Source organism: Thermovenabulum sp. (assembly GCF_049723235.1).
GTDB lineage: Bacteria > Bacillota > Thermosediminibacteria > Thermosediminibacterales > Thermosediminibacteraceae > Thermovenabulum.
Genome location: NZ_JBNARB010000031.1, coordinates 1 through 15,296, shown reverse-complemented (window position 1 = coordinate 15,296; position 15,296 = coordinate 1). Strand labels below are relative to the sequence as shown.

15 protein-coding genes and 1 pseudogene are annotated in these 15,296 nt (G+C 38.7%); 6 read left to right on the top strand and 10 right to left on the bottom strand.

Annotated elements, in window-relative coordinates; translation table 11 throughout:
* From ACPLOV_RS11210 to ACPLOV_RS11190, 5 genes are all read right to left on the bottom strand, one after another.
* Nucleotides 1-657 (bottom strand): N-acetylglucosamine-6-phosphate deacetylase (locus tag ACPLOV_RS11210; protein ID WP_424911182.1); only part of this gene is annotated, 657 nt, incomplete at its 3' end.
* Nucleotides 658-749: 92 nt separating this feature from the next.
* Nucleotides 750-1,493, bottom strand: a complete 744-nt coding sequence (locus ACPLOV_RS11205; RefSeq protein WP_424908863.1) for an SIS domain-containing protein — start codon at nt 1,491-1,493, stop codon at nt 750-752.
* 12 nt (nt 1,494-1,505) lie between these two features.
* Nucleotides 1,506-1,799 (bottom strand): PTS sugar transporter subunit IIB, encoded by a 294-nt coding sequence (locus ACPLOV_RS11200; protein ID WP_424908864.1) that lies wholly within the window; start codon nt 1,797-1,799, stop codon nt 1,506-1,508.
* Nucleotides 1,800-1,816: 17 nt separating this feature from the next.
* On the bottom strand, nt 1,817-2,629 hold the full coding sequence (locus ACPLOV_RS11195; protein WP_424908865.1) for a PTS transporter subunit IIC: 813 nt from the start codon (nt 2,627-2,629) through the stop codon (nt 1,817-1,819).
* Nucleotides 2,586-4,757, bottom strand: a complete 2,172-nt coding sequence (locus ACPLOV_RS11190) for a BglG family transcription antiterminator (RefSeq protein ID WP_424911181.1) — start codon at nt 4,755-4,757, stop codon at nt 2,586-2,588. Before ACPLOV_RS11190 ends, ACPLOV_RS11195 begins: the two co-directional genes overlap by 44 nt.
* A 213-nt stretch (nt 4,758-4,970) precedes the next feature.
* Between ACPLOV_RS11190 and ACPLOV_RS11185 the strand changes: the two genes are divergently transcribed.
* Nucleotides 4,971-6,122 carry an NAD(P)/FAD-dependent oxidoreductase gene (locus ACPLOV_RS11185; RefSeq protein ID WP_424908867.1) on the top strand — a complete coding sequence of 384 codons (1,152 nt, stop codon included), beginning with the start codon at nt 4,971-4,973 and terminating at the stop codon, nt 6,120-6,122.
* Nucleotide 6,123: 1 nt separating this feature from the next.
* On the opposite strand, the gene ACPLOV_RS11180 is transcribed toward ACPLOV_RS11185, so the two are convergent.
* Nucleotides 6,124-6,885 (bottom strand): RNA-binding protein, encoded by a 762-nt coding sequence (locus ACPLOV_RS11180; protein ID WP_424908868.1) that lies wholly within the window; start codon nt 6,883-6,885, stop codon nt 6,124-6,126.
* Nucleotides 6,886-7,227: 342 nt separating this feature from the next.
* Here ACPLOV_RS11180 and ACPLOV_RS11175 point away from each other — a divergent pair.
* The 5 genes and pseudogenes from ACPLOV_RS11175 to ACPLOV_RS11155 form a co-directional block, all read left to right on the top strand.
* Nucleotides 7,228-7,455 (top strand): annotated as a pseudogene (locus ACPLOV_RS11175) (serine dehydratase beta chain); the annotation flags it as partial.
* Between the two features lie 174 nt (nt 7,456-7,629).
* Nucleotides 7,630-8,817, top strand: coding sequence for an L-serine ammonia-lyase, iron-sulfur-dependent, subunit alpha (gene sdaAA / locus ACPLOV_RS11170; RefSeq protein ID WP_424911183.1), 1,188 nt, complete (start codon nt 7,630-7,632; stop codon nt 8,815-8,817).
* Between the two features lie 66 nt (nt 8,818-8,883).
* Complete coding sequence (locus ACPLOV_RS11165; protein ID WP_424908869.1) at nt 8,884-10,167, top strand: dicarboxylate/amino acid:cation symporter; 1,284 nt, start codon at nt 8,884-8,886, stop codon at nt 10,165-10,167.
* Between the two features lie 291 nt (nt 10,168-10,458).
* Nucleotides 10,459-11,178 (top strand): FadR/GntR family transcriptional regulator, encoded by a 720-nt coding sequence (locus ACPLOV_RS11160; protein WP_424908871.1) that lies wholly within the window; start codon nt 10,459-10,461, stop codon nt 11,176-11,178.
* A gap of 127 nt (nt 11,179-11,305) precedes the next feature.
* A complete protein-coding gene (locus ACPLOV_RS11155; protein WP_424911180.1) occupies nt 11,306-12,295 on the top strand; it encodes an ornithine cyclodeaminase family protein in 990 nt (329 codons plus the stop codon).
* Here ACPLOV_RS11155 and ACPLOV_RS11150 read toward each other — a convergent pair.
* The 4 genes from ACPLOV_RS11150 to ACPLOV_RS11135 are packed head-to-tail and all read right to left on the bottom strand — an operon-like array spanning nt 12,285 to nt 15,204.
* A complete protein-coding gene (locus tag ACPLOV_RS11150) occupies nt 12,285-12,710 on the bottom strand; it encodes a Fur family transcriptional regulator (protein WP_424908873.1) in 426 nt (141 codons plus the stop codon). The genes ACPLOV_RS11155 and ACPLOV_RS11150 overlap by 11 nt on opposite strands.
* Nucleotides 12,701-13,510, bottom strand: a complete 810-nt coding sequence (locus tag ACPLOV_RS11145; protein ID WP_424908874.1) for a metal ABC transporter permease — start codon at nt 13,508-13,510, stop codon at nt 12,701-12,703. Before ACPLOV_RS11145 ends, ACPLOV_RS11150 begins: the two co-directional genes overlap by 10 nt.
* Before the next feature lie 5 nt (nt 13,511-13,515).
* Nucleotides 13,516-14,268: a metal ABC transporter ATP-binding protein gene (locus ACPLOV_RS11140; RefSeq protein WP_424908875.1), complete on the bottom strand. Its 753-nt coding sequence runs from the start codon at nt 14,266-14,268 to the stop codon at nt 13,516-13,518.
* A 30-nt stretch (nt 14,269-14,298) separates the two neighbouring features.
* Entirely contained in the window at nt 14,299-15,204 is a 906-nt protein-coding gene (locus ACPLOV_RS11135) for a metal ABC transporter solute-binding protein, Zn/Mn family (protein WP_424911179.1), read from the bottom strand.
* Nucleotides 15,205-15,296 lie beyond the last annotated feature (92 nt).

Here is a 15,296-nt window from a genome sequence, read left to right as displayed (position 1 = left end):
ACCCAAAACCAATGCCCTTTTGGCTTCCTCGTAACTTGCATCGGTATGGCCGAGGGCAATTACAACTTCTTCTTTTTTCAAATATTTTATCACCTCCAGAGCTCCTTCCAGCTCGGGAGCAAGGGAAACCACCTTTATAAAATGCTGGGAATCTTCAAGAAAAAAAGCCATCTCTTCTTTATCGGGGACTCTTAAATATTCCTCCGGCTGGGCTCCTTTTTTTGCCTTAGAAAAATAAGGCCCTTCCAAATATATGCCCAGGATGGAAGCTTTGTCCTTAAAAGTATCGCTTCCATGCTGGGAGGATATGTATACAGAAATATTCTTTAAAGAATACCTAATTTTTTCAATCGGACCCGTCATTACAGCTGCAAAAAAGGAGGTTACCCCGTTTTTTAAGTTAAACCTTGCAATACTTTCCAGGGGCATAAATCCTTCATCCATCACATCATACCCTGAAGCGCCGTGGCAGTGAATATCTATAAACCCAGGAGATACATAATTTCCTTTTGCATCTATAACCTCATCGTAAAATTCCTCTTTAACAAACTTTTTTTCAAAAAGGTCTACAATTTTTCCGTTTTCTATGGCAATACAGTAATTTTTTACAATTTCATAAGGAGTAATGATTTTTACGTTTTTAATAAGTATTCGCAACTTTTGCCACCCCCATAAATTATAAACTTTTTCTTCCAATATATTACAATAGATTGACAAAATAAAGAGCCCTTATTAGGGCCCAAAACGTTTTATAAATGTCTTATTCTGTGTCTATATTTTTTAATAAGCTCTAAATTGTAGTCATTTGAACCGTCTATATTACCGCTTAAAAACACAGGCGGCGTAATATTATTTTTTAACATTAATTCCACCAGTTCTGCAATAAGCATATTTAATATTACGGTATTCAACACCGTGGATAAGGGGGCAAAGGGTATATAAAGCCCCTCTTTTTCTGCAAAAAGTACCGCATCCCCGTAATTTCCGCAGTTATCTATCACCACATCGGCAACATCCTGCAAAAATTTCCCTGAAGAATGCCTGGAGGTGGTTTTATCCTTGTATTCCCTGCAGGTTAACGCTATGACCTTTAATCCCCTTCTTTTTGCTTCAAAAGCAGCTTCTACGGGAGCACCATTTCTGCCCGAATGGGATACTATTACTATGCATTCTCCTTCTCTTAAATCGTACCTATCGAAAATGAACTTTATCGGCTCCTCTTTTTTCTCGTAAAAAGAGCTTTTTAGTCCACCTTCGTGGAGCATTAGCTCGGCGGGTAATATGGGATTTACACAGGCAAGGCCTCCCGCTCTGTAGAAAAGTTCTTCCGCTGCCATGTGGGAATGTCCGCAACCGAATACGTGAAAAACGCTGTCCTCGCTATTTTTTAGTGATTCAAATATCAATTCCGCAGCTTTTCTTATATTTTCGATTTGGGTGGCTTTTATTCTGTCCACTGCTGCCTCCACTTCTTTTAAATAATTCATCATCATTGCTTCACCTTCTTACTCTTTATTTTGCAAAACTTTTATTCCCTCTAAAACCTTGTTCTTCAATTTTTCTTTATCGAGAAAATTATCTATGTTTACAACAACTTTTGCCGCATCTTTTACCTTATCCTCATGGAAGGACTGCACCACCACCATATCCGCATTGGCACTTTTTATACTTCCTATATCGATGTTTTCTACTTTTGCATCTATTCCTTCCGCCTTTAAAATATCTTCCACCATCATTTTTAAGATAAGGCTGCTGCCCATACCCACCCCACAGGCTGTTACTATCTTAATTTTATCCATTAATTAAGACCCCCTGATCAGAATATTGCTTTAATAATCTTCCCTACTCCCATTATTACCCATATTATAACATACCAGTCCGGATCAGCAAGCACCGCAAGTTCTGGAGCGGTATTGGAGAGCATGGGCCAGGTCAGCGCCTGCCCGATAGCCAGGAATAAACCGTTTATTGCTCCTCCAAAAGCGGCACCCTTCCATCCGCCTACTGCGTTTCCAAATACGGCAGCACCGGCAGCGGGGAAAAAGAGCATTATCATAGAAGGTACTATCGTTGCATATCCCGTAAGTCCAAAAATCAACATGAAGATTAAAAATACCAGTGTGGAGCTAATAAACCCTACCAAAACCGCTGTTGGAGCATAGGGAAATACCACGGGAACGTCCAGAGCCGGCCTTGCTCCGGGGATGAGCTTTTGAGATATACCTCTAAAGGCAGGCACTATCTCGGCTAAGAAGAGCCTTACACCATAAAGCAGTATAGTGATTCCTGCTGCAAATTTGAATCCCTGAAGGATTCCCCATATAACAAAGTTGAGGTTACCGGCCTGTTTTACCACCACTTCTTTATCCGCAAAGAAGCTGGCAAGGAGCATTATGATCGTTATAATGAAAGCCGTGCCTACCGTTACATCCTTCATAAATTCTATTCTCTTTGGAATTTTTATTTTTTCGGTGCTTTCCTCGGGTTTACCGAATAAATGGCCAAAGCGTCCGGCTAAATAAGCCGCGATGGAAGAAGTATGGCCGTAGGCTATTTCATCGCTATCCGTTACTTTTTTCATGTACTTATGAAGGTAGAGGGGCTGGAAGGTCCAGTAAAGGGCTATCAATACTGCCCCGGTTTTTTTTGTTTTTTATTATATTAAGAACTTCATTTACCGACTCAGCTTTAAGAATGCCGTCTAAGCACTCCTTATCCATCAATATTTCCATCAATTCGGAAAGAGCCTTCAAATGGTTTTCATGGTCAACTGCCCCAAAACAGATCACCATCCTGACGGGGTCGTTGTCCTTATTGCCGAATTCTACAGGATTTTCCAAGGTTATCAAACTCATACAAATGCTTTTTACCCCCTCCTCGGGCCGGGCGTGGGGCATGGCAATGCCCGGAGCAATTACGATATAAGGCCCTATCTCCTTTACATTTTTCACCATTGCCTCTACATAAGTGGATTCTACATACCCATTTTCAAAAAGAAGTCTTCCTCCTATCCTTACCGCTTCCTCCCAGCTTTCTGCCTTGACTTTTAATCTAATCGTATCTTTTGTTAGAAGTTCCTTCAGCACCGGTTGGCCATCTCCCTTCGTAATTACTGCTTCATCTTTATAAAGGATTTTGTAAAGCTCTCTGTAAAGCCCTTCTTTATCCATAATCTTTGCGTATCTTTCTACCGCTTCAATTATCGTCTCAATTAACTTCAGCTCATCCAGGGAAGAGTTGACTTTTTTCTCAATCCCGGATAAGACTTCTTTTATATTTTCAATGTCTTTTTCCGAAAGAATAGGACTTACACAAACGACGGGTACACCCTCCACAGCAAGCGGCACGGTGGAAATAATTAGATCTACCGGCCTTCCTGAAACCACCTCCCTTATATTGTGACAGGAGGCTGTTCCCAGAATATCTAAATTTTTAAATTCCTTCTTGAGCCTCAAAGTTAAAAACTCGGCAGTTCCTATCCCGGTTCCGCACACCACGTAGACCTTGAATAACCTTTGCTTAAAAAATTTCATCCTCTCAATTGAAGCGCCAAAGTGAATGGCTATATAGCCCACCTCATCTTCGCTTATGGAAAATTCGCTGATATTTTCTATCTCCTTTACGCTCCTTTTGCAGGCTTCAAAAATCTCCCGGAATTTTTCTTTGATTTCGCTAAGAATTGGATTAACAATGGGAATGCCGTTTTTAAGCCTGTAAAAAGCAGGTCCCAGATGCTGGATGAGGTTGTTAAAAAGTTCTTTGTCCCGGGAAAAATCTAGTTTAAGTTCCTTGCCAACAAGTTCTATCAGCCTTGCGGCTATTATCTGCACCAAAAATAAATTATCCTTATAGGAAGAAAAATCTTCCTTAACAAAATTTCCTCCCACTAAATGAATTGTAATGTAGCCCACTTCATCTTCGGGTATTTTAATCTTGCAGTCTTCCTGAAGCCTTTCTACTATGTCTTTTGCGATTTCGTATTCACCGTATTTTTTTAGTTTTAAAAGTTCATCCTGGGGCATTGAAATGTCTTTTCCGGACATTATCCGCTTTATGGCAAAAGCAATGTGCAGAACAACGGCATTGAAGGTTTTATCGGTCAAATTAATGTTAAATTTTTCTTCAGCTTTTTTTACCGCATTGATAATTAGATTAAAATCTACTCCATCAAGAAGTTTTATTAATGGATCCTTATTTATCAGCAAATTGTTGGACTCAATCTCTTCCAAAAAGGGCAGCTCGGAATCCAAATTTTCCCTTAAAAATAGTAAAGCAGCTTTTCTTATTGCCCTTTCTTCTCCTTCTATTTTCACCCCGTACCTTGGAAGAGTAATAAGCTTGAGATTATTTTTATAAAGCCATTGCGCTACCTTTAAAAGGTCTTTTATAACGGTACTTCTGCTTACCCCGAGCAGGTTGGAGATTGCCTCGATGGTTATAAAACCTTTGGCTTTAAAAAGTTCGCCTAAGATTTTATCTTGCCTTTCCTTCGGGGTGGGATAATAGTAAAACTTTATTTTATTTTTCAATACTTCATTAAGCCTTTGTTTTTCTTCCTGTAAAAGCCTTATACCTTTTTTAGGCCTTCTTTCTAAAACGCTTAATCCATTGTTTTTTAAAAAATAATCGATTTTGTCAAGGTCGTACTGCACCGTCCTTATCGATACATTGAACTCCCGGCTTAAGGTCTCAATCTTTACAAAGTCATCTTCCCGGAGGAGCTTTGATAATATCTTTGCACTCCGTTCGTCCAGCAACTTCTTCACCTACCTATTATATTGTATTTCAAGAAACGCCTTCATTAAAAGACCAATGTCTTTCGCAGAAAAAACCTGAAATCCTGCAAAAAAATATCACATTCCCGGTTATTGTTGAATTTAATAATTGATTGATTTTTAATTATTTTGTATACTATTTTTAATTGTATTATATATTTTTTTATTATGAAATTTAAAAAGGGGGGTAGCTAAATGGCAATAACCGCAGAGGCCGTGGTAATAGGCGGGGGTATTCACGGAGTTTCGGTTTTATACAATCTGGCAAAAAAAGGGATGAAAAATATTTTTCTTTTCGAAAAGGAATACTTAACGAGCGGGGCAACGGGCAGGTGCGCAGCGGGTGTAAGGCATCAGTTCGGAACAAAAATAAACTGTCTTTTAATGAAAGAAAGTATGAAACTGCTTGAAAACCTTGAGGAAGAACTGAATTTTGATAGGAGCATAGAATTTACCCGGGGCGGTTATTTGATGCTGGCTTATAATGAATCTCAGGTAAAGCAATTTAACGAAAATATTAGACTGCAGCACGAATTAGGAATAAAAGAATCTGTTTTCCTTTCACCGGAAGAAATAAAGGAAATTGTACCCGATTTAAACCTGGAAGGCGTAATCGGAGCTTCCTATAACCCAAAGGACGGCCATGCCAATCCTTTTATGGTCACTTTTGCTTATGCCCAAGCCGCACGAAGGATGGGAGCGAATATAATTACTTACAACCGGGTTTTGGATATTGAAATCATAAAACCCGGGCTTTTTAAAGTTATTACCGAAAAAGGGGTCTACGAAACGCCGGTCGTGGTAAACTGCGCCGGAGCATGGGGCAAAGAGTTGGCTAATAAGCTGGGTATTGACATTCCCGTATATCCAGAAAGGCACCAGATATTCGTAACAGAACCCATTGAATACTTTCTTCCCTGCATGGTGATATCCTTTTTGCACGGAACTTATTTTAAACAATCTCCTAACGGCACGATATTAATGGGAGTAGGCGATCCGGAACATGAGGTAAAGGATTTTAATGTCAATTCTTCCTGGGGTTTTTTGGAGAATGCGGTCAAAAAATTCGTATTCCACCTCCCGAAAATCAAAAACCTCAGGATAGTAAGGCACTGGGCCGGCCTCTACGACATGACCCCGGATCAACAGGCAATTATAGGGAAAACCGATGTGGAAGGTTTTTACCTGGATTTGGGCTGGAGCGGACACGGATTTCAAATGGGACCGATAGTGGGGCTTTTGCTCGCCGAACTCATAGTCGAAGGAAAAAGCCCCATCGATATAGATGTTTTAAACCTGAAAAGATTTGAAAAAGGAGAATTAATCTTTGAGCCCGCTTGTGTATAAACTACCCTGTAAACCTGTGTATGGTAACGTAAATTCTACCCTTTTTGCTCTCTCCTCCGATTTTTTCTACCTTTGCCCTCCCCATGCGGGTGGCGGATATGATATCCCCTTCCTTCACCTCATGGGAAGGGTCGGATACAATTTTAAAATTTACTCTTACGTTTTCCCCTTTTATATAAGGTGCCATTTTCGAACGGGATACCCCGAAGGCAAGGCTTGCCACCGCATCTAAGCGCAGGGAAGCCACCGTACCCTTTACTTCTTTATAGGATTTTTCCGGTGCTATTATTTCCTTCAACGTTATTTCTTCCGTTTCCACATCGAAATTTTTCACTTTATTAAGATTAAGCCCGAGAAATTCGATTATTTCTTCTTTTACTATCACTATGGCTTCTCCCTTTTTTACCAGAACATCTCCGATTTTTTCCCGGGATATACCAAGGCCCAGTATAGATCCTAAAAAATCCCTGTGCCCGGGGAAAGCATCCTCCTCCCTTAACTTTATGCGAAGGGCCTTTACCGGTGCCACAAAGGGGCGTCCTTCTATGTATTCGGGATATGCTACCAGTATTTTTCTCTCTGCTTCTTTATATCCACCCTCAAAAAAGAATTTGACTTCGGGAAACTCCCTTGATATATCAATAACCATTTCCTGTTCCAGGGGTGTTAAAAAATTGCTCGCCACATAATCTCCTTTTTTTTCGGCTGCTCTGAAAAGGTCTCTAATCCTTGCCATTGCTAACTTTTCATCCATTATTTCCATGCCATGACACTCCTTTTAAAATTTCTTACTTAATAATATCATACCTTTATTAATAATATCATACCTTTATAGTGTAAGATATTTCTATGTCAAAAACGAGAAAGAAGTATAGTGTATAAAAATAAAATTAAAAAAATTTATAAAATAAAGAAGGAAAACCTAATTACTCGTCGAATATAAATTTTAAGATATAAGACATCAGACAACCTGATTGCCAGATGTATGAACATTTAAGTGTTATAAAACAACTTTTGAAAAATAAGAGTAATAGATCATTTATATAAGTCATTTATTGCCCTTAAACAGAACAGAAAATTATCAATAAAACGGGAGGAATATAAAATGCTTAAACAACCTGCAAGTATTTTTAATGACGTAATTGGTCCAATTATGAGGGGCCCTTCAAGTTCCCATGTGGCTGCAGCACTTAGAATTGGCAACCTGGTTAAACAGTTGGTTAAAGGAAAGCTCAAAGAAGTTATTGTTGAGTTTGATACAAAGGGGTCTCTCGCAACTACATACCATGGACATGGTTCAGATATTGGTTTGGTTGGCGGGTTATTGGGCTTTGGACCAGAAGATGATCGTTTGGTCGACTCGCTCAAGTTAGCTGAAAAACAAGGTATTAGTGTTAGTTTTAAAATTGTTGACTATCCCGCAAAACACCCCAATACATATCGGATAACAGCCACCAGCTATGATAATGAGGTTAAACGACTAACTGCTATTTCTACTGGCGGTGGTATGATTGAAGTTCAAGAAATAGATGGATTTGAAGTTGAAATTTCCGGTGATTTTTACGAAACTTTAATATTTTTAAATAATATAGACGAGAATGTTTTTAAACAAAAAGCAGATGAAATTATAACACTTATCGGGGATTTTGATTTCTGTAATTGCCTGACAAACAACCGGCAAGGCTTGATAAATGTTAAGACAGGATATCAATTACCCGACGAAGTAATAAAGCAAATTGAGAATATTCAACAGGTGGAGGATGTTATCCAGCTTACTCCCGTGCTTCCTATCATGTCCAGAAAAAATTGTAATGTGCCTTTTAGAACCCCAAGGGAGATGTTGCAGGTAGCTTCGCATGAAAATTTACAGTTGTGGGAACTTGCTTTAATGTATGAAAGTGCCAGAGGTAATATATCAAAGCATGATGTCTTCAATAAGATGAAGGATATTGTAGTCTTAATGAAATCGTCAATTGAAACAGGCCTAAAAGGTACTGAATACAAAGATAGAATTCTTGGGCCACAGGCTTGGATGATCGAAAAATATAAGAAAGAAAATAAATTAATCCCCGGCATTTTAAACACAGTAATAGCTTATATCACATCAATGATGGAAGTTAAAAGCTCGATGGGTGTGATTGTAGCAGCACCAACCGCTGGATCATGCGGCGTCTTACCGGGTACTCTCATAGGTGTGGCTACAGAGATGGGATTTGATATTGATGACATTGTAAAAGCCATGCTTGCTGCAGGAATGATAGGCGTTTTTATTGCTGAAAAATCAGGTTTTGCTGCAGAAGTGGGCGGTTGCCAGGTAGAATGTGGAGCTGCATCGGGTATGGCTGCTGCGGGACTGGTGCAGTTACTTGGCGGAAGTACACAGCAGTGTGTTGATGCAGCTTCAATGGCATTGCAAAACATATTGGGTTTGATTTGCGATCCTGTGGCTGAAAGGGTAGAAGTGCCCTGCCTAGGGAAAAACATAATGGCAGGCGCAAACGCTATAGCCTGTGCCAATATGGCCTTAGCAGGTTACGATAAGGTTATCCCTCTAGATGAGACACTGGTAGCTATGGATGAAGTTGGAAAGATGTTGCCCCCCGAGTTGCGCTGTACCGGCCTCGGTGGTTTATCAACAACAGAAACATCAAAAAAAATATATAACTCTCTAAAAACGCGTTTAGAAAAGGGGTGATAAGACATAAGGAAAATCTCTTGTCATAGGCTGACAAAAAAATTTTAATGTAAAGGAGGTAAAAGCATGGTAGAAAACCAAAAAAGAAGTCTTGGTTGGTATTTCGGGACACCTCTTGTGTGGAGAATTCTAATCGCCCTTATCTTAGGCGCTATTGTTGGCTTGGTTGTTGGTCCTAAGATTGCTGTAATTGAACCATTCGGTACTTTAATGATTAAATTACTAAAAATGATCATACTCCCTCTTATATTTTCTGCAATTGTAACTGGTGTAGGAGGTATGCCCGCTTCAAAAATTGGAAGAGTTGCAGGAAAAATTTTAATATATTATCTTGTAACCACTATTTTTGCAGCTTTTTTTGGATTAATACTTGCCCAGATATTTAAGCCCGGTATAGGCTTATCTATAAGCGGCACCGCAGCCGAAGGTGCTGCAGTCCAAACTCCATCTGTCAGTAGTGTGCTTTTGAACATGGTACCTGATAATGTAGCAGCATCTTTTGCAAATGGAGCTTACTTGCAAGTATTAGTCTTTGCAGTTATTTTTGGCATTGCAATTTCAATTTTGAGAGACACTCAAGATGATAATATAAGAGAAGCTGTATTAACTGTATACAAATTCTGTCAGGGGACAGCCGAGTTGATGTTTAGAATTACAAAAGGTGTCCTTGAATATTCTCCGATAGGTGTTTTTGCCTTAATTGCAGTACTATTTGCGCAAGAAGGTACAAAAGTAATTGGTTCTGTTGCTAAATTAGTTTTAACATGCTATATAGGTTATGCTTTTCAACTGTTGATTGTATATGGGTTGCTCTTTACTTTGTTTACGAGGTTGAGCTATGCGAAATTTATTGCAAAAGCAAAAGACGCTATGCTTATGGCTTTTGCCACAAGGAGCAGCAGCGCAACTTTGCCGCTTACATTAAAAGTTTCAGAAGAAAACTTAGGGGTATCAAGAAATATCGGCAGTTTTACTCTGCCCCTTGGTTCTCAAATTAATTTGGACGGAGAAGCTTATTATCAGATTATCTCGGTATTTTTCGTTGCTTTTGCAGCAGGAATTCATCTTTCACCTATTCAAAAGCTAATAGTTATTCTTGTTGTCACCATAGGTACAATGGGGACTGCCGGTATTGCTGGTTCTGGTCCAGTGGTATTATTAGCCGTTATGAATATGGTCGGTCTTAATGTTGAACCGGGAACTGTGGTTGCAGGAGCTTTTGCATTAGTACTTGGAATTGATGTAATTCTCGATATGGGTAGAACAATGTGCAATGTTACTGGTGACATGGTAGGAACCTGTATTGTAGCAAAGTCAGAAGGATTGTTAGATTTAGAGAAATGGGAATAATAAAATAACACTTACAAATTATGTCTGGAGACCATTTATTTTTAATGGTCTCCAGACGCATATAGGAAAAACAAATTAGACTAACAACAGATTATTTGTATTGTAGTATTTTTTTTCGGTATAATAAAAGAAAAAAAATAAAATTGAAATATTTTGGTTTAACTGCCTCAGGAAGAACAGTTCTTTTTTCAGAAGAACATAAATTTTATATAATTTGGTGTCAATTTGAACTAAATAATTAACAGTATTGATATAAATAATATGTTGCGATTAACGAGGTGGGAGTTACATATGATTAAAAATATTAACAAGATTAAAAGACCCAGTAAAATTACAGAAACTATTGCAGATGAAATACGTTCTTTAATTAAAAAGGGGGTGTTAAAACCGGGTGAAAAAGTTCCAACTGAGATGGAATTATGCGAAGCATTTGGTGTAGGGCGTTCTTCTGTAAGAGAAGCGCTTCAATCTTTGGAGCATTTGGGACTTATAGAAACAAGGCCGGGTATAGGAAGGTTTTTAAACAAAGATGCTATTATGATACTGAATTCACTTACATGGGGCCAAATGTTAGAACGAGCCTCTATGTTTGAACTTATGGAAGTCCGAAGAATACTTGAGGTAACAGCAGCAAAACTGGCTGCTCAAAGGGCTACCGACGACGATGTATCTGAACTTGAAGAAATAATTAAGGAAATGAAAAAGATTGATAACGATAATTTCGATCTTTTTTTCGATTATGATCTGCAATTTCATCTTACTTTATCCGCTTCGTGCAAAAATTCTTTACTAACAGAATTAATTAACTTACTTATGCAAAGGGTTGCAGGCCAAGCTATAGCTTTTATGAAAACGTTACCATATACTCGTGAAATAACTATTAAACAATTTGAAAAAATAATTAATGCAATAAAAGATGGTGATCCTATATCTGCTAGTGAAGGTATGGAAGAACACCTTGATATAGTTAAATCTGTATTAAATATGGAGAATAACCCACAATCAAAATGATTACTAATTTTATTATTATGAGTAAGATTATATAAGTTTTCTATAAATTTTTATAGGTTTTTATAACTTTTAATGATGTTAACTTTATTTTTTAATCAAACTTTATAATTTAAAGGAGCTGAGAAATATGCTTATTTTAAGTGCTGAAGATATGAAAAAAGTGCTCACTATGAATGAAGCTATTGAAGCTGTAAAAATAGCCTATATTACCTTAGCCCAGGGTAACTGCGTTGTACCTTTGAGAACCAACATTACCGCAAAAAAATACAATGGACAAATACTTTTTATGCCTTCTTACGTAGAAGGTGTTGATTTTGCAGGAGTAAAAATAGTCTCCGTATATCCTGAAAATATCAATAAAGGCCTGCCTTCCGTTCCTGCAACCATGATTCTGGTTGACGGCTCAACAGGAATTGTCAATGCGATTATGGATGGTACATATCTTACAAGGATGAGGACAGGTGCTGCTTCCGGAGTAGCCACGGAAATCCTGGCAAGAAAGGATGCTAAAAAAGCCTTGCTGTTCGGTACGGGCGGGCAAGCCCAGACCCAGCTTTGGGCACTGCTCTGTGTAAGAAAGCTTGAAGAGGTATACGTCTTTGATATTGATTTTAACAGAGCAAAACAGTTTGCCGAAAAAATGAATGATACTTTCAATGATTACGGAGCAAAAATAACCGCTGTTGAAAATTCCGAAGATGTCCTGCCAGAGGTAGATATAATCACTACAGCTACCACATCCAAAAAACCGGTATTCAATGGAAATTTAATTAAAAAAGGCGTGCACATAAACGGAATAGGCGCCTACACCCCAGAAATGCAGGAAATCCCCGAAGAAGCCGTATTAAAAGCGGATAAAATATACGTGGATTCGCTTGAAGCCTGCATGGCCGAGGCCGGGGACCTGATTATACCTATAAACAAAGGAGTTATAAATAAAGAAAAAATAACCGGTGAAATTGGAAAATTACTTACCGGAGAACTTCCCGGCAGAACCTCCGAAAGCGAAATTACTATGTTTAAATCCGTAGGATTGGCCGTTCAGGATGTGGTAACCGCCGCTAAAATCTACGAAAAGGCTTTGGAGCTGGGGCTCGGTAAAAATATCACCCTTTAGATTTGCAGTCGGGGCATATACCGTATATTATGAAGTTGTGCTCCATAGCCGAAAATCCGAAGTTTTCCAGTTCCTTTTCTATGAACTTCATGGGACAGTAATTTATTGCTACCGAACTCCCGCAATTTTTGCAAACGACATGGTGATGGTGATTTTCCGAAAGTTTAACGCTGAAAATCATGCTTTTATTTTCTGATAAAACAAAACACAGTATTCCTTTTTTCGCCAGCAGATTTAAATTGCGGTATACGGTTGAAAAATTTATATCAGGGTATTCCTTTTTAACTTTTTCGTATATGCTTTTTGCCGAAAGCATATTGCCGGACTTTAAGAGGATATCTATTATTGCCCTTCGTTTTCCCGTGACCTTAAGTCCGGCTTTTTTTATTAAATCCTCCGATGAAATCAATCCCATCCGCTCCTGACCCCCCTAATTAAAAGAACAATAGCAAGGATTAAAGAGGATATCAATACTATAGTGCCGCCCGGTGCAAGGTCAAAATAGTAAGAAATAATGATACCAAGAAGAACTGAAAAAAGGGCTACGATATTTGAAACAATAAAAACCATTTTAAAACTTCTCGAAACCTGTAGGCTAACCGCAGTGGGTATTACCATCAAAGCAGAAACCAGCAAGGTCCCAACTATCCTAACCGACAGGGCTACCGACAAAGCGGTAACAAGGGAAAGGTATAAATTGACCAAATTTACGGGTATACCAGCAATTTTTGCCGATTCTTCATCAAAGGTAACCGCAAAAAGCCCCCTATTTAGTATAAGTAGCGAAATTATCACCGCCAGCCCCAGTAAACCCATTATTTTTATGTCTTTTTCGTTTACAGCGATAAGGCTCCCAAAAAGGTAAGAAAAAAGGTCGGCATTGAAGGACTTCCCCAAACTTATCATAACAACCGCAAGCCCTATACCGGCGGACATTACCACGGCCAAAGCCACTTCCGAATATTTTTTGAAGGCTTTCCGCAGAATTTCTATTAAAAATGCCGCGAGGAGAGCAAAAATCAGCGCTCCGTAAAAAGGGTAAAAACCAAAGAGCATACCGAAAGCCACACCCGCCAGTGAAGCGTGGGAAAGGCTATCCCCTACCATTGACATACGCCTTAATACCACGAATACACCCACCGTTGAAATTAATACTGACGTTAATATGCCCGCTGCTAAAGCCCTGTTAATAAGGGAAAGGCTTAAAAAATCCATTTTATTCACTCCCCATGAATATCACATGCAGGGATTTTGTAGCCCATTACCTCAGCAATATGACCTTCCGTAACTTCCCCGACATTTTCGTGAATGAAAACCTTTTTATCCTTTACGCAGCCTATTTTTGTAGCTTTCTCATAGGCAAAACCTATATCATGAGTGATAACAACCACCGTAATCCCAAAATTTCTGTTTAAACCAGTGAGAAGATTATAAAAATCCTGCCGTGAAGGAGCATCCATGGCACTCGTGGGCTCATCCAGGAAAAGGATTTCCGGCTCTTTCACAAGGGCGCGGGCTAAAAACACCTTCTGCCTTTCCCCTCCCGATAGCTCCCTTAACATTTTATTTGAAAGTTTGTTTATCCCAACCTTTTCAAGAGCCCTCATCACTGCTGCTTTTCTTTCATTTTTATTAATAAAACCCTTTAAAAAACCTTCATAATAATTTGAATCCACTATTTCCCATACGGTAGCCGGAAAACCCGTGTTGATATCCCCCGTTAATTGAGGGATATATCCTATCTTTTCCCACCTCTTAAAATCCTTTATATCCTCTCCGAAAAGCAATACCTTTCCGTGTTTCGGAGTTAAAAGCCCCACCATTATTTTCATAAGGGTGGTCTTTGCAGCACCGTTAGGACCGATAAGAGCCAAAAAATCTCCTTTTTCAACTTTTATATTTACATTGTCCAGGACTGAATTTCCATTGTAGAAAAAGCTGACACCTATAAGCTCCAGAATGGGACCTGTCATAAAAACTCCCCCAAATCCTTGCATTCAGGCTTATTTTAAAGCCTCCTTTAAAACCTCTAAATTTTTCCTCATCAAGCTGAAGTAATCTTCACCGGCCTTTTCTTCCTCAGCCGTCAGCCCTTCAATGGGGTTTAAAGTAAGTATTTTTAGATTCGCTTCTTTTGCCAAAGCCTGGGCTTCCTTGGGAGTTTCCAAACTTTCGACAAGGATGTATTTTATTCCCCTTTCCCTGGAAAAGTCTATTAAATTCTTAATATGCTTTAAAGACGGCTCTTCCTGAGGAGAAAGCCCTTTAATCGATACCTGGTTTAACCCGTATTCTTTTGCCAAATAGCCGAAAGCTGCATGGGATACCACAAAATCCCTTAGCCTTTTTGAAGTCAATTCTTTTTTATACTCCTCATCCAATTTTTTGAGTTCGTCAATTAACCGATTATAATTTTTTTCATAAACGGCGTTGTTCTTTCCATCGACCTTGGCCAGCAATTCGTAAATCTTTTTTGCCATTTGCATCGATATTTTCGGTGAAAGCCATATGTGAGGGTCATTTCCTTCTATCAAATCTTCTCCTGCTTTTAAAACCGGTATGTTCCTCTTAACGAGTTCTCCCGCAATCCTTTCCGCCCACGGGTCCATAGACCCGCCCAGATATATAAAGGCATTGCTCTCGTATATTTTTGAAATTTTGCTCAATGAGGGCTCAAATTCGTGAGGCTCAACCCCCGCAGGTGTTATGTTTTCTACAACTATGTAATCCTGCCCTATCTTTTTAGCAAAATCAAATAAGGGATAAATGGAGGTATATACCACAATCTTATTCTCATCTACTTTGGCCTTTTTATTTTGGCAACCCATCAAAGGAAAAACTAAGTATATAATTAAAATAATAAATAATAGTTTTCTTGATGCAGAGAGAATACTGCTATTTCTGTACATTTTTTAAGTTTCTGCCTCCTTTTTGCAAATGATTTGCATTTACATTCTATAAAAAATATAATACTTTTAAAAAGCATTGTCAAATTTTGCAG

Bases quoted from the DNA above. Each gene is read 5' to 3' on its own strand.
- ACPLOV_RS11205 (WP_424908863.1), bottom strand. From the start codon at position 1,493: ATGATGATGAATTATTTAAAAGAAGTGGAGGCAGCAGTGGACAGAATA.
- ACPLOV_RS11200 (WP_424908864.1), bottom strand. From the start codon at position 1,799: ATGGATAAAATTAAGATAGTAACAGCCTGTGGGGTGGGTATGGGCAGC.
- ACPLOV_RS11185 (WP_424908867.1), top strand. From the start codon at position 4,971: ATGGCAATAACCGCAGAGGCCGTGGTAATAGGCGGGGGTATTCACGGA.
- ACPLOV_RS11180 (WP_424908868.1), bottom strand. From the start codon at position 6,885: ATGGAAATAATGGATGAAAAGTTAGCAATGGCAAGGATTAGAGACCTT.
- sdaAA (WP_424911183.1), top strand. From the start codon at position 7,630: ATGATTGAAGTTCAAGAAATAGATGGATTTGAAGTTGAAATTTCCGGT.
- ACPLOV_RS11165 (WP_424908869.1), top strand. From the start codon at position 8,884: ATGGTAGAAAACCAAAAAAGAAGTCTTGGTTGGTATTTCGGGACACCT.
- ACPLOV_RS11160 (WP_424908871.1), top strand. From the start codon at position 10,459: ATGATTAAAAATATTAACAAGATTAAAAGACCCAGTAAAATTACAGAA.
- ACPLOV_RS11155 (WP_424911180.1), top strand. From the start codon at position 11,306: ATGCTTATTTTAAGTGCTGAAGATATGAAAAAAGTGCTCACTATGAAT.
- ACPLOV_RS11150 (WP_424908873.1), bottom strand. From the start codon at position 12,710: ATGGGATTGATTTCATCGGAGGATTTAATAAAAAAAGCCGGACTTAAG.
- ACPLOV_RS11145 (WP_424908874.1), bottom strand. From the start codon at position 13,510: ATGGATTTTTTAAGCCTTTCCCTTATTAACAGGGCTTTAGCAGCGGGC.
- ACPLOV_RS11140 (WP_424908875.1), bottom strand. From the start codon at position 14,268: ATGACAGGTCCCATTCTGGAGCTTATAGGTGTCAGCTTTTTCTACAAT.
- ACPLOV_RS11135 (WP_424911179.1), bottom strand. From the start codon at position 15,204: ATGTACAGAAATAGCAGTATTCTCTCTGCATCAAGAAAACTATTATTT.